Origin of the sequence: Butyrivibrio sp. (genome assembly GCF_015056685.1) — a bacterium.
GTDB lineage: Bacteria > Bacillota > Clostridia > Lachnospirales > Lachnospiraceae > Butyrivibrio.
In genome coordinates, this window is sequence record NZ_SVFW01000011.1 from 40,710 (window position 1) to 60,492 (window position 19,783).

Below are 19,783 nucleotides of genomic sequence, written 5' to 3' on the forward strand. Positions count from 1 at the left end.
AAAGTTACGAAATATATTTTACATCATTTAGCAAATTCTTGGAAGTCCCTCTCCGTACATCAGACCAATTATACGTTTTCCGCCAATTTTGGTATTAAGTACCACATTATGTTTATCGGCTGATCCGTCATTTTTGCTTACATCACCTATGATGCAGGCATTCTCACCATATTTAGATCCCTTAATTATAGAAAGAGCTTTCTCTGCGTCTTTTGCAGCTACTGAAAGAACCATTTTTCCTTCATTGCCCATATACATAGGATCTAAACCAAGAAGACCACAAAAATCTTTTACAGCTGGTGAAACCGGCATTTTCTCTTCGTAAAGATCAATTGTGCATTTTGAGCTTTCGCAGAACTCATTTAATACAGTTCCAAGGCCACCTCTTGTGACATCACGCATAGCGTGCACTTCTACATTATTATCCAAAAGCCCTTTTACCATTTCAATAAGAGGTGCTGCATCGGACTTTATATTATTTTGGATTCCCATCCTTGTTCCTAAAATGGCAGCATGATGATCGCCAAGATTACCTGATATGATTATCTTATCGCCATCTTTTAGCTTAAATGGTCCCGGAACATCTAAATCTTCAGAAATGAAGCCAACCCCGGAAGTATTTATTATAAGTCCGCTCTCGCCGCCTTTGTTTTCAATAACCTTTGTATCGCCTGTAATAATCTTGATTCCAGCTTCCTTTGCAGTTGCAGCCATTGAACTGATAACCCTGTCCAAAACATCTATATCAAGGCCTTCTTCAAGGATGCAGCCGCAGGTAAGGTACATTGGCTTTGCACCGCTCATGAGAAGATCATTAACTGTTCCGCAAACAGACAACCTTCCTATATCTCCGCCTGGAAATTCAATAGGAGTAACAACAAAACTGTCAGTAGTAACTGCAAGTCTGCCACACCCTTCTACAACTGCAGAATCCTCAAGCTTATCAAGTATTTCGTTGTGAAAATGTTTAGCAAATATATCTCTGATCAAAGCGGAAGTTGACTCACCACCACTTCCATGTGCCATTGTAATCTTCATAATCTGTTCCTATCTTCTTCCTGATACAAAATAATTATAACAACTGCCCTCTGTAGATACCATGCAGGCTCCATGAGCATTATCCGGAGTACATGCTTTGCCAAATAAAGGACATTCATAGGGCTTTAATTTACCTACAAGTACACTTGCACAGCTGCATCCTGGTGGCATATGGTCCTCATCAAGGCCTATGCTTCCAGCATCAAAATCAGCATATTCTTTTTTCAAAGCCATGCCTGATCCCTTTATCTTGCCCATTCCACGCCAGGAGGCATCTGATACTTCAAAATACTTTTCAACGACTTCTTTTGCCTTAGTATTTCCTTCCTCTGTCACTACATTCTTGTACAGATTCTTTATACCGGATTTACCTTTCATCTGTAAAAGAGCATATATAGTCATAATAAGCTGTTTGCCTTCAAAACCTGAAACCACAAAAGGAATTCCCAGTTCATCAGACAATTCTTTGAAGGTATCACTTCCTGTAACTGCACATACATGTCCCGGGGCAATAAAGCCATCAATTCCGCCGCCATTTTTCACTACCCATCTGATAACTTCAGGCATAGTTTTAAGTGATGTCAAAAGCTTTAGGTTTTTAACATTTTCTTTTACCGCTTCTTCTAATACCATTGCGTACACAGGGGTTGTGGTCTCAAAGCCAATTGCAGCAAAAACATATGTATGTGAAGGATCTTCCTTGGCAAGCTTAACAGTTTCCATTGGAGAATAAACCATTCTCACGTGACCGCCATCCGCCTTTGCATCGGCTAGTGACTTATGTGTTCCCCTTACCCTTATAAGATCTCCAAAGGTAAGTACAATAGTATTTTCTTCCATAGAAAGCTCAACAAGTCTGTCAATTACAGCTGTAACTGTAACACAGACAGGGCATCCTGGTCCTGAAATCAGTTTTATCTTTGGAGAGAGCATTGATGGAATGCCATTTTCTGATATTGCTGCGGTATGAGTGCCGCAAACCTCCATTATATGAACTTCTTCACCATCATAGTTTTTTAATTTATCAAGAATTTCTTCAAAAGTTATTGATCCCATTAAACAGTCAGATCCTCAATTTCATTAAATAATTCTTCCATTTCATCGGCCATTTTTTCATCCATAGTCTGAATGATGCAGCCTGCATGAACCAAAACCCTGTCGCCAACCTTAACGTTTACAAGGCCTGCTTCTGCTATAACCGTATTACCGCTAAAATCGACAGTAGCCTTTGTTCCATCTATCTTAATAACTTTTCCCGGTATTGCAACGCACATATCTAATCCTCTTTCAATAATCCATAATATGCCTGTCCAAGGGCAATTCCAGCATCACCTGACGGAACAAGCCTGTTCCAATAAACATCAAATCCCTCTTTTGTCAAAAGAGCTATTGTATTCTTTAAAAGTATCCGGTTCGCAAATACTCCTCCGGACAAACAAACTTTTGATTCCTTGACATTGCTTCTAAGTATACTACATATTTTCACGATATAATAAGCCAAAGCTAAATGAAAACCATATGCAATGTCCTTTGTTTCAAAACTTCCATCTGCAATACATCCCTTTATCTGTGAAAAAAGATCAAGCTGATCGAATATAATTTCTCCTTCTTCATTTTCGATGATTTTTACATCAAACAAAGGAAAATGACTTCCATCACAGAGCGAAGCTTCTTTTTCAAGTAAGATCGCGCACTCACCTTCGAATGAATTATAGTCCTTTATTCCCAAAAGTGCACATACGCAGTCAAATAATCTTCCGACACTGGAAGTTTCATAAGTATTTATATTATTTTTAAGAGCAGCCTTAACGATATCACTGCCGTTATCATTAAGAGCTATCTCATAGCATTCTTTTACAATATTTGCCTTCTTGGGTGCTGTATCTCCGCCCATAAGCTTAATATACGATAAGTGGCTCTTTCTCGTATAATCTGTGCCATTACACAGAAAAACTTCTCCACCCCAGACTTTATCGTCATCGCCAAAGCCTGTACCATCAAAGGCAATTCCAATACATGATCTTAATTCATTTTCTGCCATGACAGATAAAACATGAGCATAATGATGCTGCAATCTTATCAGTTCTATGTTCCTTTTTTCTGCATATTCTTTTGCATACTTTGATGAAAAATACAAAGGATGCTTATCGCAGACTGCTCTCCCTGGAACAAATGAAAAAAGATCTGAATTTCTTTTTATTAGTTTATTAAAAAGCTCATAGGTGTCAGCATCTTCTAAATTGCCTATAAACTGGCTAAGAACAACTCTGTCTTTTTTGGCAAACGAAAATGTGCTCTTTAGGTCTCCACCAAAACAAATAGTTGACGTGTTATTATCTGAGCCTTTGCAGATTATAGGAAGCGGCGAAAAACCTCTTGCCCTTCTGATAAACTGGGAAGAATACTCCCCGTTCTCATTTTGGATAACAAATACCACAGAATCATCCTGAGGCTGATTTATCCTTCTTTTATGGAAAAGAACTCCGTCAACATAATATTCTTTTGATACATCCATTAGTTTTTGGTCAAAAGAATCATGATCAATAATTATTGGCTGACCAGAAATATTGGCGCTTGTACAGATTAGTGGACCAACTTCATCAGTTAATAATCTGTGTATGCCTGCTGATGGCAAAAAAGCACCTATATAATTACTGTCCTTGCAGACTTCATAAGGAAAGTCCTGCTTTTTATTTAATAAAACAATAGGTCTTGCCAAAGACAATAAAAGTTCTTCTTCCTTCTCGTTAACTTCAGCGTATTTTTTTATACTATCAACTGTCGAAAACATAACAGCAAAAGGCTTATTCTCTCTGCCTTTTATCTGTCTTAAACGTAAAGCAACAGGATCCTCAGGCTTACATATAAGCTGATAACCCGATACACCCTTTAGTCCTATGATCTTACCTTCGCTTAAAAGAGAAATTGCTTTTTTCACAGCATCTTCCCTTTCAAGGTGAACAGATTCTGCCCCGTCATAGTAGTCAAGAATCATGAAAGGTCCACAATCATGACAGGAAATTGTCTGTGCATGCCTTCTACGTCCACTTTTATACTCCGAAAGGCAGTTGGGACACATTTCAAAATCGATCATTGTGGTCGTATGTCTGTCATAGGGAAGAGAGTCCAAAATACTGATACGAGGCCCACATGAAGCACAGCTTATAAGCGGATATCTATATCTCCTATCGTCTTTTGAAAGCATCTCATTAAGGCATTTATCACAGATACCTATGTCAGGTAATACTATTGGAAGTTCAGATTTAAGATCCACAACTGAGCTTTCTACAATAGCAAAATCATTAAAAGAATAATTGCTTTCATTAAGCTTTTCTCTGACAATATCTAATACAAATGAGCCTTCAGGCTGGACATTTTTAAGCTCATCGCAAAAATCATCTATAGTTTTTTCCAAGCCGGAAACAATGATCTCTACTGCAGCTCCTATATTTTTTACCTGCCCCTTAAGACCATATTCAGTTGCTTTTTTTAAAACAAAAGGGCGGTAGCCTACTCCCTGCACCGCCCCTTTGACTAAGATTTTTTCTGTCATCAATCTTTCTTTTCTTGTGTATTTGCTGTAGCAGCAGGATTAGCGTTTGCAGCTCCTGCGTTTGCATTTGCGGCAGCAGCCTTAGCTGCAGCTGCAGCAGCCGCACGTTCTTTTGCAGCCTTCATCAAAGCTTCCTGAGCTGCAATTGCCTTCTCTGACTGTTTAAAAGTCTTAGTAATCTTCTCATCGCCAGGTTCCTGGAATCTGACACCCATTGAAAGACATTTCTTAGGACAATTATCAACACAACATCTACACTGTATGCAGCTCATAGGTCTGATAGACCATGTCTTTGCTGCCTTATCTACAGTGATCGCATGTGTTGGGCACTTAATTGAGCAAAGGCCGCAAAGGACACATACGTCCATATCATTTTCAACATGTCCCCTGGTACCTTCAGGAAATTGCTTTTCTGCCTTTCTTGTATATGGCTTTGATACAAGGTTACGAAGAATTGTTTTCTTAAAACTTACAAATGCCATCTCTAATCTCCATCCCAAATAAATATTTCATTATCTTTCAGTACAACTGATACAAGGATCAATAGTAAGTACAAGAATAGGTACATCTGCCAGATCGCATCCCTTTAATGTCTCAACAAGGCCTGAAAGGTTTGCAAATGTGGGAGTTCTAACTCTCATTCTGTCTATGAACTTTGTTCCGTTAGCCTTTACATAATAAAGAGCTTCTCCTCTTGGCTGCTCGATTCTCATCATATATTCGCCGTTTGGCATACCCTTAACAGGAACATCAATATCTCCTGAAGGCATTTTGTCGATACACTGACGAATAATATCAAATGCCTGGAAAATCTCCTTTATACGGCATTCAGTACGGGCATATGAATCACCCTCTGTAGAAATAATTGGCTCAAAATCAATATCGCCGTAAGCACAGTATCCTGTTGATCTGATATCACGACTGATTCCGCTTGCTCTAAGGAAAGGTCCTGTACATCCAAGTGCATCAGCCTGTTCAGGAGTGAGAATACCAACGCCACGAAGTCGTGTCTGAACAGCAGCATCATTAAGGAATGGCTTAGCAATAGCCTTAAGATCTTCTTCCATTTTATTTATTCTCTGATAAAAATCTTTAAGCATTTCATCAGATACATCTCTTCTGATACCACCGATCTTCATAACAGAGAAAATAACTCTTCCGCCTGTAGATGCCTCAAACATATCAAGGGCATCCTCTCTAAGTCTCCAGCAATCCATGTAAAGAGACTCAAATCCAAAGGCATCAGCCAAAAGGCCGAGCCAAAGAAGATGTGAATGGATTCTTGAAAGCTCTGACCAGATAGTTCTAAGATATTTTGCTCTTGCAGGAACATCAATATCCATAATATGTTCAACAGCTTCTGAATATCCAAGTCCATGGCCAAGTGAGCAGATACCGCAAATACGCTCGGCTACATAAACCATCTCATTAAAATCTTTTTTATCAACCAGCTTTTCAAGACCTCTGTGAATGAAACCTATTGAAGGGATAGCTTCAATAACCTTCTCATCCTCCATAACAAGGTCCAGATGTATTGGTTCCGGAAGAACCGGATGCTGGGGTCCAAATGGAATAACACTTCTAGTAGACATTACAGTTCCTCCAATTACTTAAATGGTGTCTCTATCGCTGTGCGATAAAGTTTACCCTCATAGTCTATATTTATCATCTTAACCTTTACACCAAAAAGGTCATGCATTTCATTCTCATATATGAAAGCACATGGGAAAATACTTGTTATACTTGATATTTCATTCTCTTCAGGAAGAGTTATCTTAAGCTGTTTAACCTCAAGCTCTTTTCCAAAAGAATAAATAAGCTCATATCCATCAGGTATTCTTGTAGCACACTGCTGCATAAGATGATAACCATTAAACTTAAGCTTCTGAGATTCATCTATAATGCTTTCAGGATTGACATTAATAAATTCTGTATTCATTATTTATTATCTCCTTTCTCAGCATTATTCGTTGCAACTGGGGCTGCCTGAGCATTAACAGGCTTAGCAGCATTTGCAGCTGGAGCTGCAGGTGCAGGCGCAACAGGCTTTGGTGCAGGCTTTGCTGTAGCCTTGATCTTTTCTTCAGCCTGCTCTCTTAAAGCTTCTTCAGTAAGAACTGCATCATACTGTGTGCTCGGATCATAGTCATCAGCAGTCATATGAACAGCCATCTTACTGTAATCAACAGTACAATAGCCCTGTTTCATTGATTCTTTAAGTTTCTTTCTCTTTTCTTCAAGAATGCCAACAGCCTTAACAACTCCTTCAATAAGGGCTTCAGGTCTTACAGCACATCCAGGAACATATACATCAACAGGAACTACTTTATCAGCTCCTCCTAAAATGTTGTAACACTCTTTAAAGATACCGCCGTCGCATGCGCAGATTCCGCAGGCAACAACAACCTTTGGATCAGGCATCATATTATATAACTGTCTTACTACAGGGGCTGTCTGAGCATTGATGCCACCAGTTAAAAGTAAAACATCAGCGTGTTTAGGATTACCAGTATTTATGATACCAAAACGCTCTACGTCATAAAGTGGAGTCATTGTGGCAAGAACTTCTATATCACAGCCATTGCAGCTGGATGCATCATAATGTAACACCCATGGTGATTTAGATATTTTCATTGATCTCACATTCCCTTTCCGTATTATTTAAGCACATTAAGAATAAGCAGATTTGTACCTGCAAAAACTAAAATTACTGACCATGTAACTTTGAGCATTGTAATGTATTTTACACGAGGGAACAGATTATCAATAAGTGTCTCAAGGAAAAATACAACTGCACATGCAATAAGTGCCCAAACTCTGCTGATAGGATTTGCTGTTAAGAAGAACATTCCAACAATACCCATCATAAGTACTGTGTCATACCACTCTGCTATCTCAACAAATGCAAGGTTATTACCTGAAAGATCGGTAGTAAGACCTTTAACCATTTCCTGATGCATATGATGTGAAGTACTAAGATCAAAAGGTGATTTACGAAGCTTGATTATAAGAATAAATACAAATCCTATAAAGAAACCAGGGATCTGAACGATTGCAGGAACACTTGCCTGGATCAGATCATTTACCATAAAGCTTCCGTTTGCATAATAAAAACCAATCGCTACCAAAAGTGTCATAGGCTCATAACACATCATCTGTAAAAGCTCACGCTGAGCACCCATGATACTGTAAGGACCATTAGTAGAAAATGCAGCCATAACCATAACAACTTCGGCCATTGAAAGAGCAAAGAAAACTAAAAGCATATCTCCGCCTGCAAAGAACAATGTACCTGTAAAGATTGTCATGATAAGGTAACCTGTAACAAACAAAACCTGAATGCTGTTAACAACGGTTGTCTGCTTGTTTAAAAGCTTATATACATCGTAAAATGGCTGGAAAACCGGAGGGCCCTGTCTACCCTGCATACGAGCAGAAATAACACGGTCTACGCCTGAAAGAAGTCCTCCAATAAGTGGTGCCAAAATAATATAAAGTACAGCCTTAAGTATGATCATAGACATTAGAAAGCACCTCCAACAACAATGATAAGCATTACTGCAACAAGAACAGTAGCTATGTAAATACAAGGTTTGAGAAGTTTCTTTTCACCAAAGTAATCTGTCATATACCAGTTAGACATATAAAGAGCTCTCTCTTTTCCAAAAGAGTCAATATAGTGTCTGTCATCTCCTGCATTAACACCTGCAACATAAGACATTGTCATCTTGGAGTTCTTACCAATTGACAAGAATCTTGCTCCGATAGGGATCATAAATACCATTGCAACCATTATCATCATGATAATGATATCACTGCCGCCGATAACATCGGGAATACTTGTATGATAAGCCTCATCAAGTATAGGCTGTATCATATGACCTGACATCCATGGGAATGCGAAGCACATGATAACAATAAGTGATGTCAATGGGAAAATAGATACCATCTCACTTCTAGGAGTTGTATCTTCAAGCTCAAATGACTGATGAATAACTGTGCAGATCTTACCAAGCCATTTTGCCCAGTAGAACAATGTACTTCCTGAACCAAAAACAAGGAAAAGAACAAGCCATACTGAACCTGAATCTACGAATGATTTAAGAGCAGCCCACTTGGAAACAAGCATTCCAAACGGAGCCATGAACATTCCGCAAATACCAATGATCATGATAAATGCAAGTCTTGGAAGCTTAATGATAAGGCCATGCATATCCTCGATATCACGGCTGTGCATACAGTTCTCGATATCACCAACTGTCTGGAACAGAAGTGACTTAGAAACAGCATGGAACAAAACAAGCATTACAGCAGCCCAAACACCTTCGGTAGTACCGGTTCCGGCACAGGCTGTAATAAGTCCAAGGTTTGAGATTGTTGAATAAGCAAGAACCTTTTTACCATCACTAACTGTAATAGCAAGAAGTGATGCTGCAAAGAATGTGAAACCACCAATTACGGTGATCATGATTCCGGTAAGAGTTCCAGCCATGACAGGTGCTACTCTGATGAGCATATACACACCAATCTTTACCATTGTAGCTGAGTGAAGAAGCGCACTAGATGGTGTAGGTGCAACCATAGCGCCAAGAAGCCATCTTGAGAATGGGAACTGTGCACTCTTTGTCAAAGCTGCAAATGCGAATAATGTTACAGGCACAATGACAATAGCTGGTGCTGAAGTCTGTGTAACCTGGCTGAGATTAGAAATCTGTAATTCTGGATTTAAATTGCAGTACAAAAGACCTGCAGCAAAACCACATCCACCAAGAAGGTTCATCCACAGAGCTCTGAAAGAATTGTCTACAGCTTCCTGTGTTCTTGTATAACCAATCATGAGGAATGAACATACACTTGTGATCTCCCAGAAGAAATAGATCCAGCCAAGATTATCAGAAGAAATAAGTCCGAACATTGCACCAAGAAATACAAACATAAGAGCAAGGAAATAATTAGAACGATCCTGCACATCTGTGTGATGATGATGATAGTCCTTCATATATCCTGATGCATAGATGCAAATAAGAATACCAACAATACCTACGATCAGATACATAACAGCTGCAAAAGTATCAATACGAATATGTGTATTGCCCTCTACAGCTTTTCCTGTAAGATCCATCCAAAGTACCGGAATGGTTCCAACAAGAGAAAAGATAATAGCATAATACTTTTTGTATTTAATGCTGAGAAAACATACAAGACCCATAAGAAAAATCTCGCCGGCAATAACGAGCATATCAGGCACATGCGTGTGTTCCAAGTATACAAACTGAGATGTATCCCCGGATGTAAGAACATTAACAGCAACATAAATAGCAGTTACCATAATTGTAAATCCGCCAATTATTATAACTGCGCTTCTCAAAGGACTTGCCTTTTTAAGAAAACCTATGATCACTGCCATTAAAAAAGGAAATAAGATAAGAAAGTTTACTGCATTTAACATAGTAATAGCCAAGGTATTTCGCCCCTTTCAAATGCTTTTCAATTTTTTTAGCTCATGAATTTTTTAAGAATTTATCGATGGCGTCATTTAACTCTTTGACAGCATCTTCATCTCCATCCTGAACCGCATGAACTATACAATGACTGATGTGTTCCTTAAGAAGTTCTTTTCCGCAGCCGTTTATTGCCGACCTCACAGCTGCAAGTTGGATAAGTACTTCAGTACAATCCTTGTCATCTTCAACCATCCTCTTTACGGACTCCAAATGTCCGATTGCTTTTGACAGACGGTTTACAATAGCTTTCATTTTTGCGGGATCATGGTGATGATTATGGGTATGAGAACTCATAAAAAACCTCCAAAAAACAATGTGCGTTTTCGTTAATTTTTTGACTTTTGTTTACAAACAAAAATAAAAGTCCAACAAAACCGCACATCAAGCCGAAATTTATTATATTTCTATCCGCAAAAAAAATCAATAAAGATTATCTAACATTTCCAATAATCTTGTATAAAAGATTATACAAAATTTTAGCCTCATCTTCAGACAATTTTACGCATGACCCAATAGATGAAGGTATACTTATAGCTTCATCTCTGAGTTTTTCTCCATCTGAAGTTATAGAAACAACAAGGTTTCTCTCATCTTCGCTGGATCGTTCTCTTGTAATATAGCCCTTAGACTCAAGCTTTTTAAGTACAGGAGTAAGAGTACCGGAATCAAGATAAAGGCACTCTCCTAAAGTCTTAACATTTACAGTTTTTTTCTCCCACATAACCATCATAGTAATATACTGGGTGTATGTAAGATCAATCTTGTCAAGATAAGGTTTATACCTTCTTATTATCTCCTTGGAACAAGCATATAAAGGAAAGCAAAGCTGGTTTCCAAGTTTTAATGATTCGTATTTTTCTTCGTTATCTATCATAACTAACTCCTAAATATAATTTTATGCTATTTAATTATACATTATTATTCAAAAAAAACTAATTATTTTTTAAAAAAATTAATCTGAAATTTAAGTTCTATAATTCTAAACAATTTAGTAAGATAACGCATACATGGTTCCGTTGCAATGGCAAATAGCACAAAAAGCATTATACAGGGCTTTGATACATAGGTAATTGAAAAAAGGTCATTAAAGAATATAGCACCAAAAACAAAGCCGATAATGCATCCCAAAATAACCCGAAATCTGTATGTGTTCAAAGGTGACGAAATATTTGCCAGAATAATAAATCCAACTATAGCCAGAAGAAAAGTTGCAGCAACAGAAACATCAGTCTGATCTACTCCGAAGGTATTACTAAATACAACAAGCGCAGCTATAGCGAAAAAGTCAGTGAGTGCTGCCGGCATTGCTTTTAACAATACTTTGACAAGAAAATGCCCCTCTATCCTCTTGTTATTGGGCTCCATTGCAAGGAAAAAGCCAGGAATACCAATATTCACAAGGCTGACAATGGTAATCTGTGATGGCTGTAATGGATATATAAGTACATTGATAATTGAGAATACAGCCAGCAATAATGAAAATATATTTTTTACCAAAAACAGCGTTGCAGTTCGTTCAATGTTATTTATGTCTCTTCTGCCCTCTGCAACAATTTTAGGCATATGAGAAAAATCACTGTCAAGAAGCACGACCTGAGCAGCCTGTACTGCAGCTTCTGAGCCGGAAGCCATAGCTACAGAGCAATCAGCATCCTTCATGGCAAGAATATCATTAACGCCATCACCGGTCATAGCTACTGTATGACCATTCTTTTTAAGTGCCCTTACTATCTTTTGCTTCTGTTCAGGTGATACTCTTCCAAAAACAGTCATTTCCTTAACTGCAAAAGGAATATCAACATCATTCAATGTGCTTGCATCAACGTATTTGTCGTAGTTTTTAATACCTGCTTTTTTAGCCACTTCAGATACGGTGATAGGATTATCTCCGGATATAACTTTTACATCAACGCCTTGTTTTTCAAAGTACTTAAAGGTATCAAATGCAGCGTCTCTTATAGGATTTTGAAGTGTTATGAACATAAGAGGATGTGCCAGTTTTCCGTCAAGAACACCTTCCGCATCTCCATCATATTCTGCAAAACAGAGCACTCTAAGGCCCCTTTTTGTATATCCATCTATAGTGTCCTGATAATTTATAATCTCTTCTCTTAATATAAATTCAGGAGCTCCCAGAACATATCGGCAATTATCAAATTCCACGCTGCTATATTTGTATTTGGAAGAAAAAGGCTTAAAGGACATGCAGCTTCTGCTTGTAGTAAAACCAAAATAATCCTCCAGAGCATGCATAGTGATATTATCGTCAGGTAGGCACCCAAGATACTCTGAAAGAAGCCTGCAAGTTGCATCAAAAAGCTCGTCATCATCTTCATTTGACGCAAGAACGGCCTCTGCAACAAGCATGCTATTGTCTGTTATAGTGCCTGTTTTATCTACGCAAATAGTATCAACACGGGCTAAAGTCTCAATACTTCTCATATCGTGAAGCATTACTTTTTGTTTGGCCAGTCTTATAGTACTAAGTCCGAGAGTTATGCTAAGTAAAAGGTAGAGTCCCTCCGGTATCATTCCAATAAGCGCAGCAACAACAGAAGGAATGCTCTCTGAAAAAGAGTTGCCCTGAACAAAAACACTTTGGCAAAAAAGAGCAATTCCGATCGGAATAATAAGAATACCAGCAGCTATGACTATGTAATCAATGGACTTAACCATTTCAGATTTCAAAGCCTTAGACATATTCTTTGCTTTGAGCATAAGCTTTGATATATAAGAATCAGCTCCAACTCTTGTAAGTTTTGCTATACATTTGCCGGAAACAACAAAGCTTCCAGACATAAGTTCAGAGTCTTTAACTTTGTTGATTTCATCAGCTTCACCTGTTAAAAGAGCTTCATTAACAGATATTTCACCCTCAACCACAACTGCGTCAGCGCATATCTGACTACCTGAGGTAAGTACAATATAATCCCCTTCAACAAGCCTATTGATTGGAATAACATCCTCTTCTCCATCACGTATAGCAACAGCTGTAGACTGATTTAATACATTTAATTTATCAAGAATCTTTTTGGCCTTGATCTCCTGAAATATTCCTATAAGGGAGTTGCAAATTATAACCGGAAGAAAAGTGAGCGAATTAAATGCGCCTGATAAGATCAGCAAAAATGCCATAATAAAGAAAATCAGGTTAAAGTATGTAAAGACGTTTTCTTTGATGATATCTAAGGTCGTTTTTGCTGTACTGTCGACCTGAATATTACCTTTTCCTGAAGCATAAAGCTCTCTTGCTTTTGCAGAACTAATGCCATAATTTGAGTAATCCATTTTGTAATCCCCATTTACAAATGTATTTGCCATAAAAAAGTCCCCGGAAAATTATGTTTTCCGGGGGTTTATATCACTTAATATTATGAGTCATATTTTTGATAGGAATATTAGCATATAAAGCCGGAACAGTTTTACCATCATTTGTTTCAGTATCAACATTTGTAATATTGATATCTATTCCATCCATATCAATTTCTGCATATTTTGAAAGTACCTCTATGATATCGCTTCTGATTTTTTGAAGAATTTCTGGTGAGCATGATGCACGATCAGAAACAAGAACCAGTTTAAGGCGATCCTTAGCAACATCACTTGAAGATTTTTTCTTGAAAATATCTGATATCTTCATAAAAATTGCCCCCCTCTATCACTTTTTCTTAAACCAAGAAAAAATTCCTTTCTTAGGATCCAAATCAAGAAATGGTACCTGTTCTCCACCTATTCTACGGCAGATGTTCATATAAGCCTGACCAGCAAGTGAGTTATCTCCAACAAGAGGCTCACCATTATTAGTAGCTATAACAATATTCTCATCATCAGGAACCTGACCAATAAGGTCTACAGCAAGAATGTCTATAACATCCTCAGCAGACATCATATCACCACGCTTAACCATGTCAGCACGAAGTCTGTTAACAATAAGCTGTGTTTTCTTGATCTCATTAGCCTCTAAGAGACCGATAATTCTATCTGCATCTCTTACAGCTGAAACTTCAGGTGTTGTAACAACAAGTGCTCTATCTGCTCCAGCTATAGCATTTTTGAATCCCTGTTCAATTCCGGCAGGGCAATCAAGAATTACATAATCAAACTCTTCCTTAAGCTCTTCTGTGAGCTTTTTCATCTGCTCAGGAGTTACGCTTGTCTTATCCTTAGTCTGAGCTGCAGGTAAGAGGAAAAGATTCTCATATCTCTTGTCTCTAATGAGAGCCTGATTGCGCTTGCAATTACCTTCAATTACATCTACAAGATTGTAAACAATTCTGTTCTCAAGCCCCATTACAACGTCAAGGTTTCTAAGTCCTATATCTGTATCAATAAGAACAACCTTTTTATTCAGTTTTGCTAAACCTGTACCAATATTGGCAGTAGTGGTTGTTTTTCCAACGCCACCCTTACCTGATGTTACTACTATAACTTCTCCCATATCTTTCCTCCAAGTATTATTTGTTTAACTGTCTTAAAAAAGCAGGTCCATATAAAGACTTAACTATATGTCCATTTTCAATATATGCTACTTCAGGCTCATTGTTTTCTGCACTTGCAAGTAGTTTTTTCTTTTTAAGTCTAAGTTTAGGGCCCTTTTCAGCATCCGGTGAAATAGCAATTGAATCAGCAATTCTGACCTGTAATGGATTAAGATCAAGAGCCATTACAAAAGCACTTCTGTCTCCGCCTGCACCTGCAAATGCGTTTCCTCTAAGCTCTCCCAAGATAAAAATACTGCCATAGGACACAACGCTTGCGCCGGGTTTAACATCTCCAAGTATTACCACGCTCTGCTCACAGGATATATCCTGACCGGAACGAAGATTACCATTGTAGATAAGAGCATTGTTATTATAATCCTGAATGATCTGCTCTGGAGCTGTCACCTCAGCATTTTCACTTTTATCATTTGACACTGAATCTTTAGAATTAACAGTTTTAAAAAGTCTTTCCTCTTCAGATTCTTCATCTATAACACAAACAATTTTCAATTGTGAATGTTCTGTAATAATATCAACTATTTCTTTTTCTTCTATTTCTGAAAGCTTACGTCCTCTGACTATAAGCCCCATGGAATTGTGCCCCAAAAAGCCAGATGCTTCTTCAAACCTTTTTGAAACCTCAACCTTTAATTCTTCAAATGGCGTTTCATTATCGAGAACCAGTATTATTCCTGATTTAGTACCCTTTATTGTAACCGCCTGATTCAAAATTTCACCACCAATCTATCAAAAATTCATACCTATACAGTATAAAACATTTGTTCTTAAAATCAAAGTACGAATTTACGTCTATAAAGTGCTAAAAACAGTCAACAAAAAGAGCTTGGTTCCCTTCTTAATAAGAATTAAAACCAAGCTCAATAATGTTTTATTTCATAAATAAAAGATTAGTTAAGACCAGCTGCCTGCTTTGCAACTTCCTCAGCAAAGTTCTCGTTCTTCTTCTCGATTCCTTCACCTGTCTCAAAACGAACAAATCTCTTGATAGAAAGCTTAGCGTTGTTGTTCTTACCAACCTGTGCGATGTACTGACCAACTGTCTGCTTTCCATCTTCTGCCTTTACATAAACCTGCTCGTTAAGGCAGATCTCTTTGAGTTCTTTGTTAAGACGTCCGATAAGCATCTTCTCGATGATTGCCTGAGGCTTTCTCTTTCCTTCTGGAAGCTCCTCGTTCTCTTTCATAGCCTGAGCAAGAAGGATCTCCTTCTCGTGGTTTCTGTATTCTTCTGAAACATCCTCAGAAGCAACATACTTAGGGCTAAGAGCTGCAACCTGCATAGCTACGTTCTTAACAGCCTCTTTGATGTCGTCATTAACAACATCTGTCTCAGCCTCAACGATAACAGAAATTCTACCATTTCCGTGAACATAAGGAACTACGATACCGTTAGTAGCTACAACCTTCTCAAAACGTCTGATGCTAAGCTTTTCGCTGATAACTGCTGTGATCTCAACAAGAGCATCATTAACAGTCTTAGACTCATCAAGGTTCCATTTCTCAGCAAGGAATGACTCCATATCCTTAGAATCTGAATTAACAGCCTGAGTTGCAACAGCCTCAACAAATGCCTGGAACTTTTCGTTCTGAGCAACGAAGTCAGTCTCTGAGTTAACCTCAACAACTGCTGCTGTTGTGTCATCCTTAACAGCGATTCTTGTAAGACCTTCAGCTGCGATTCTACTAGCCTTCTTCTCAGCCTTCATGATACCGTTCTTTCTAAGGTATTCTACTGCTGCGTCCATATCTCCGTTAGTCTCTGTAAGAGCCTTTTTGCACTCCATCATACCTGCGCCAGTTGACTCACGAAGCTCTTTAACCAATGCTGCTGTGATAGCCATTCATTTATCCTCCGATATTTTATATTTATTCAAATTCGCAGCCAACCAGAATTGATTGACTGCGTTTTAATTCAAAAAACTGATTACTCTGTAACTTCCTCAGACTCTACAGCCTCTTCTGCATCATAGTTAGCTGCTGCATCAGACTCTGCACCCTGATTAGCTTCGATAACAGCATCAGCCATCTTGCCAACAATAAGCTTAACGGCTCTGATAGCATCATCGTTACCAGGAATGATGTAGTCAAGCTCTTCAGGATCACAGTTTGTATCACCGATACCGATAAGTGTGATTCCAAGAGACTCTGCTTCCTGAATGCAGATTCTTTCCTTCTTAGGATCTACTACAAAGATAGCATCAGGGATTCTCTTCATATCTCTGATTCCGCCAAGGTTTGCCTGAAGCTTTGTTAGCTCTTTCTTAAGCTGAGCAACTTCCTTCTTAGGAAGAACATCAAATGTTCCATCTTCCTGCATCTTCTCGATAGCTTTCATTCTAGCGATTCGGCTCTGGATTGTCTTGAAGTTTGTGAGCATACCACCAAGCCATCTCTCGTTAACATAGTACATTCCACAACGCTCAGCCTCAGTCTTAACTGCGTCCTGTGCCTGCTTCTTTGTTCCAACGAAAAGGATTGTTCCACCCTGCTGTGCAATTTCGAATACAGCCTTATAAGCCTCATCTACCTTTACAACTGACTTCTGAAGATCGATGATGTGGATTCCGTTTCTCTCTGTGAAGATGTAAGGAGCCATTTTAGGGTTCCATCTTCTTGTCTGATGTCCAAAGTGAACACCTGCTTCAAGTAACTGTTTCATTGATACAACGCTCATGTTATTACCTCCATTTGGTTAAAATCTTCCGTATACTCCTGGCCGTTACTCCCATCCGTGCGTTATCAGAAGGGCGGCTCCCGATCAGATCAGTACTCTGCTGACACCATATCAGGAATTAAATATACGTGTATATTTTTGTTACTGCCCATAGGCAGTCTGTGCAATTAGGCATAATATCCCCTTTCACACAGCTCTATCATATTATCATAGACAAAACCATAATTCAACACTTTTTTGCAATAAAAAACCCTGCTTTTACAAACAAAAGCAGGATTTAATGATCATCTTGTGATTATTGCCGCAATCTCGGCATATGTTGCGCCTGCCGGAATCACTTTTGTTCCGGATCTTATTATTCTGTCTTTTCCCTGATCGATAAGGTATCTGTTAAATGAAGAAGCATTATCTATAACTCCCGCATTATACAAAACCTGTGCCACTCCATCAGAACTAAGTCCACCGGGAATTGTAACGGTCGTGGGCTCGGTATTTACAGAGCTTGCCACAGCCTGGGTAGTTTCTTCAGAAGAAGCATTTACGCTTGTATTTGCACTTGCAACAGCTGTGCTCTCTTCGGTTTTTGTTTCACTTTTTCCAGTTGTAGATGCATCTTCATTTTCTTTTGAAGAAGCATTCGTCGAAGAAGAATCCTCTTTTTCCTTCGATACTAATGTCGCAGCTTCTGAAGAAGAGTTTGCAGAATCTGCTGTATCTTTGCCCTTCTTATCTTCTGTTTCTTTCTCTTCTTTAGCCACAGTAGAAACAGATTCACTTGCAAGAGCGACTGTTTCGTCGACTTCTTCAAATATTTCTTTTCCTGCTTCATCCAATGTTGCACCGGATGAAGATGAAAGTGTCGCGCCATTGTTTTCCACCTCGCCTGTTCCGCCTGTAAGCACGCCGCCTTCAGTCATGCCAAGCTCTTTTGCTCTCTCGATTACCTGGGCATCACTGATAGTAGCCTTTCTGCCACCTAGAGCAAATCCCATAATGATCGCAGTAAGAATAACACCAATTCCGATACCGCGAAGATAATACTTTAATTTCATCCCCTAAACTTCCTTATTTTACTTTCCTGTGCTTATTTGAAAGATCAATAACCAGCTTAACTTCGCCTATTCCAAGACCAAGTTCCCTGGCAATGACCATATTAGACTTTCCAGCCTTATGCATTTCAATGATCTGTTTATTCTGCGAGACAGGGTCAACTGCCGTGATCTCTTTCATATTTCTGTCCGGATTGACAGGCTTTGCTTCTGATATAGAAACAACTTTTGCACTGACTATTTCCTTAGGAACAGATTGTTCACTACCTGTATTTCCTATAACGTGAAGGCCTGAAGCCTGCGTCCTTGATATTACCTGCGCCGGTATCTCATCAAGTTCCTTAAGTTCTTTTATATTTCTCTCATCTACATAGCCACTTTCAATAGGAGCATTCTCCTGGATCTGTGTCTCCGTTGCGGGAACAACTATCTTTTCTTTATAAGGGATCTGAATACCACTTAATGTATCTTTTTCCTCGTCCAAAAGAATTGCCCGAACATTTTTTTCAGGAACAGGTGCAGCTGCGTCCTGAATGCTCTTTAATGATTCAGCTTTCTGGGCTGCATCACGCGCTGTGGCTTCTGCATCTAAAACAGCCTGTTTTGCCTCATCAGTTTTTTTGGTAACTTCTGAAACAACACTGGTAAGATTTTTATGCTTGTCATTAAGCATATCATACATAAACATTACTTCATCATGATTTTTATGGATATCATTTATGACGGTGTCAGAATATTCACCGATTGCAGATAGCTTTTCGTTAGAAATGCGCTCCATTGCGCGCTCAGTTCTATCTAAAGAAAGATCTACGGTATCATCAACCATAGTTTCGATAGTCTCTTTTTGATCCTCGACCTCACGACGAACAAGCTCACGAATCTCCCGCTCCATGAGCAATTTATCTTCTTCATCAAGCTCCTTACTCGCAGGAAGAAGATACCCCAATATGATCGCGGCAAATCCTGCCACAATTAATACAATCTCAGTGATACTAATCATTGTCTCCGCCCAAATGCCCCATAAAAAAGTAATTTTGATTCGATATTTTATTATAATATAGAAATATTAAATCTTCAAATCAAAACCCGACGAAAGCCTAAGATCAACAGGCTTTCCGTTCCTGTCCATCATGTTACCGGCCATCTTTTCCATTTTTTCAACAGATAATTGCCTCTCAAGAATAGGATTTTTCTCCTCTTTAGAGCCTTTCCTGTTTCTTCCTCCATCGCCCATGTACTCGTTGCTGCCTTTGTCCTGAGCATCGGAATTCATCTCACCCTGTCCTACGTCATCTTTTTGACTGACAGATTTTTTTTGATTGTCAACTTCTTCATTAAACTGAGTCTGAAAAATCTGCCTGTCCATAAGAGGACGGGAATCTTCTGCCGCTTTTACATGAGAGACTTCATTGGAAGCAGCAATTACCCCAAAATCAATTCGGTTAATTGACATAGCGTTTCTC

Annotated in this window: 21 protein-coding genes; all 21 read right to left on the bottom strand. The window is 38.7% G+C overall.

The window, feature by feature from the left end; all coding sequences use genetic code 11:
- Positions 1–27: 27 nt before the first annotated feature.
- Positions 28–1,038, bottom strand: a complete 1,011-nt coding sequence (gene hypE, locus E7303_RS05525) for a hydrogenase expression/formation protein HypE (protein WP_292144220.1) — start codon at positions 1,036–1,038, stop codon at positions 28–30.
- 9 nt (positions 1,039–1,047) lie between these two features.
- Complete coding sequence (hypD, locus tag E7303_RS05530; RefSeq protein ID WP_292144221.1) at positions 1,048–2,094, bottom strand: hydrogenase formation protein HypD; 1,047 nt, start codon at positions 2,092–2,094, stop codon at positions 1,048–1,050.
- On the bottom strand, positions 2,094–2,312 hold the full coding sequence (locus E7303_RS05535) for a HypC/HybG/HupF family hydrogenase formation chaperone (RefSeq protein WP_022773951.1): 219 nt from the start codon (positions 2,310–2,312) through the stop codon (positions 2,094–2,096). Before E7303_RS05535 ends, hypD begins: the two co-directional genes overlap by 1 nt.
- A gap of 2 nt (positions 2,313–2,314) precedes the next feature.
- A complete protein-coding gene (gene hypF, locus E7303_RS05540; protein ID WP_292144222.1) occupies positions 2,315–4,591 on the bottom strand; it encodes a carbamoyltransferase HypF in 2,277 nt (758 codons plus the stop codon).
- A complete protein-coding gene (locus E7303_RS05545) occupies positions 4,591–5,073 on the bottom strand; it encodes a 4Fe-4S dicluster domain-containing protein (RefSeq protein ID WP_292144223.1) in 483 nt (160 codons plus the stop codon). Before E7303_RS05545 ends, hypF begins: the two co-directional genes overlap by 1 nt.
- A gap of 30 nt (positions 5,074–5,103) precedes the next feature.
- Positions 5,104–6,183 carry a hydrogenase large subunit gene (locus tag E7303_RS05550; protein ID WP_022773947.1) on the bottom strand — a complete coding sequence of 360 codons (1,080 nt, stop codon included), beginning with the start codon at positions 6,181–6,183 and terminating at the stop codon, positions 5,104–5,106.
- A gap of 14 nt (positions 6,184–6,197) precedes the next feature.
- The gene (locus E7303_RS05555; protein WP_022773946.1) at positions 6,198–6,530 is read right to left on the bottom strand and encodes an NADH-quinone oxidoreductase subunit C; all 333 of its coding nucleotides are present in this window, start codon (positions 6,528–6,530) and stop codon (positions 6,198–6,200) included.
- Entirely contained in the window at positions 6,530–7,225 is a 696-nt protein-coding gene (locus E7303_RS18000) for an NADH-quinone oxidoreductase subunit B family protein (RefSeq protein ID WP_330601624.1), read from the bottom strand. Before E7303_RS18000 ends, E7303_RS05555 begins: the two co-directional genes overlap by 1 nt.
- Positions 7,226–7,248: 23 nt before the next feature.
- Complete coding sequence (locus E7303_RS05565; protein WP_022773943.1) at positions 7,249–8,115, bottom strand: respiratory chain complex I subunit 1 family protein; 867 nt, start codon at positions 8,113–8,115, stop codon at positions 7,249–7,251.
- On the bottom strand, positions 8,115–10,052 hold the full coding sequence (locus tag E7303_RS05570; RefSeq protein WP_292144224.1) for an NADH-quinone oxidoreductase subunit 5 family protein: 1,938 nt from the start codon (positions 10,050–10,052) through the stop codon (positions 8,115–8,117). The genes E7303_RS05565 and E7303_RS05570 overlap by 1 nt, the downstream gene beginning before the upstream one ends.
- Positions 10,053–10,092: 40 nt before the next feature.
- Positions 10,093–10,389 carry a metal-sensing transcriptional repressor gene (locus E7303_RS05575; protein ID WP_022773941.1) on the bottom strand — a complete coding sequence of 99 codons (297 nt, stop codon included), beginning with the start codon at positions 10,387–10,389 and terminating at the stop codon, positions 10,093–10,095.
- Between the two features lie 136 nt (positions 10,390–10,525).
- Positions 10,526–10,969, bottom strand: coding sequence for a MarR family winged helix-turn-helix transcriptional regulator (locus E7303_RS05580; RefSeq protein WP_292144225.1), 444 nt, complete (start codon positions 10,967–10,969; stop codon positions 10,526–10,528).
- A 62-nt stretch (positions 10,970–11,031) separates the two neighbouring features.
- Entirely contained in the window at positions 11,032–13,416 is a 2,385-nt protein-coding gene (locus E7303_RS05585; RefSeq protein WP_292144226.1) for an HAD-IC family P-type ATPase, read from the bottom strand.
- 40 nt (positions 13,417–13,456) lie between these two features.
- Positions 13,457–13,735, bottom strand: coding sequence for a cell division topological specificity factor MinE (minE, locus tag E7303_RS05590; RefSeq protein ID WP_292144227.1), 279 nt, complete (start codon positions 13,733–13,735; stop codon positions 13,457–13,459).
- Between the two features lie 18 nt (positions 13,736–13,753).
- Positions 13,754–14,533, bottom strand: a complete 780-nt coding sequence (minD, locus tag E7303_RS05595) for a septum site-determining protein MinD (RefSeq protein ID WP_292144228.1) — start codon at positions 14,531–14,533, stop codon at positions 13,754–13,756.
- 16 nt (positions 14,534–14,549) lie between these two features.
- The gene (gene minC / locus E7303_RS05600; protein WP_292144229.1) at positions 14,550–15,305 is read right to left on the bottom strand and encodes a septum site-determining protein MinC; all 756 of its coding nucleotides are present in this window, start codon (positions 15,303–15,305) and stop codon (positions 14,550–14,552) included.
- Between the two features lie 179 nt (positions 15,306–15,484).
- Positions 15,485–16,438 carry a translation elongation factor Ts gene (gene tsf, locus E7303_RS05605; RefSeq protein WP_292144230.1) on the bottom strand — a complete coding sequence of 318 codons (954 nt, stop codon included), beginning with the start codon at positions 16,436–16,438 and terminating at the stop codon, positions 15,485–15,487.
- Positions 16,439–16,521: 83 nt separating this feature from the next.
- Positions 16,522–17,271: a 30S ribosomal protein S2 gene (gene rpsB / locus E7303_RS05610; protein ID WP_292144231.1), complete on the bottom strand. Its 750-nt coding sequence runs from the start codon at positions 17,269–17,271 to the stop codon at positions 16,522–16,524.
- Positions 17,272–17,555: 284 nt separating this feature from the next.
- Positions 17,556–18,323 carry a hypothetical protein gene (locus E7303_RS05615; protein ID WP_292144232.1) on the bottom strand — a complete coding sequence of 256 codons (768 nt, stop codon included), beginning with the start codon at positions 18,321–18,323 and terminating at the stop codon, positions 17,556–17,558.
- 13 nt (positions 18,324–18,336) lie between these two features.
- Complete coding sequence (locus E7303_RS05620) at positions 18,337–19,320, bottom strand: DUF6115 domain-containing protein (RefSeq protein WP_292144233.1); 984 nt, start codon at positions 19,318–19,320, stop codon at positions 18,337–18,339.
- Positions 19,321–19,386: 66 nt separating this feature from the next.
- A complete protein-coding gene (locus tag E7303_RS05625) occupies positions 19,387–19,773 on the bottom strand; it encodes a hypothetical protein (protein WP_292144234.1) in 387 nt (128 codons plus the stop codon).
- Positions 19,774–19,783: the final 10 nt, after the last annotated feature.

Bases quoted from the DNA above. Each gene is read 5' to 3' on its own strand.
- tsf (WP_292144230.1), bottom strand. From the start codon at position 16,438: ATGGCTATCACAGCAGCATTGGTTAAAGAGCTTCGTGAGTCAACTGGC.
- E7303_RS05555 (WP_022773946.1), bottom strand. From the start codon at position 6,530: ATGAATACAGAATTTATTAATGTCAATCCTGAAAGCATTATAGATGAA.
- E7303_RS05620 (WP_292144233.1), bottom strand. From the start codon at position 19,320: ATGATTAGTATCACTGAGATTGTATTAATTGTGGCAGGATTTGCCGCG.
- E7303_RS18000 (WP_330601624.1), bottom strand. From the start codon at position 7,225: ATGAAAATATCTAAATCACCATGGGTGTTACATTATGATGCATCCAGC.
- E7303_RS05625 (WP_292144234.1), bottom strand. From the start codon at position 19,773: ATGTCAATTAACCGAATTGATTTTGGGGTAATTGCTGCTTCCAATGAA.
- E7303_RS05580 (WP_292144225.1), bottom strand. From the start codon at position 10,969: ATGATAGATAACGAAGAAAAATACGAATCATTAAAACTTGGAAACCAG.
- E7303_RS05545 (WP_292144223.1), bottom strand. From the start codon at position 5,073: ATGGCATTTGTAAGTTTTAAGAAAACAATTCTTCGTAACCTTGTATCA.
- minD (WP_292144228.1), bottom strand. From the start codon at position 14,533: ATGGGAGAAGTTATAGTAGTAACATCAGGTAAGGGTGGCGTTGGAAAA.
- rpsB (WP_292144231.1), bottom strand. From the start codon at position 17,271: ATGAGCGTTGTATCAATGAAACAGTTACTTGAAGCAGGTGTTCACTTT.
- E7303_RS05615 (WP_292144232.1), bottom strand. From the start codon at position 18,323: ATGAAATTAAAGTATTATCTTCGCGGTATCGGAATTGGTGTTATTCTT.
- E7303_RS05535 (WP_022773951.1), bottom strand. From the start codon at position 2,312: ATGTGCGTTGCAATACCGGGAAAAGTTATTAAGATAGATGGAACAAAG.
- E7303_RS05550 (WP_022773947.1), bottom strand. From the start codon at position 6,183: ATGTCTACTAGAAGTGTTATTCCATTTGGACCCCAGCATCCGGTTCTT.
- E7303_RS05585 (WP_292144226.1), bottom strand. From the start codon at position 13,416: ATGGCAAATACATTTGTAAATGGGGATTACAAAATGGATTACTCAAAT.
- hypE (WP_292144220.1), bottom strand. From the start codon at position 1,038: ATGAAGATTACAATGGCACATGGAAGTGGTGGTGAGTCAACTTCCGCT.
- E7303_RS05575 (WP_022773941.1), bottom strand. From the start codon at position 10,389: ATGAGTTCTCATACCCATAATCATCACCATGATCCCGCAAAAATGAAA.
- minE (WP_292144227.1), bottom strand. From the start codon at position 13,735: ATGAAGATATCAGATATTTTCAAGAAAAAATCTTCAAGTGATGTTGCT.
- hypD (WP_292144221.1), bottom strand. From the start codon at position 2,094: ATGGGATCAATAACTTTTGAAGAAATTCTTGATAAATTAAAAAACTAT.
- hypF (WP_292144222.1), bottom strand. From the start codon at position 4,591: ATGACAGAAAAAATCTTAGTCAAAGGGGCGGTGCAGGGAGTAGGCTAC.
- E7303_RS05565 (WP_022773943.1), bottom strand. From the start codon at position 8,115: ATGTCTATGATCATACTTAAGGCTGTACTTTATATTATTTTGGCACCA.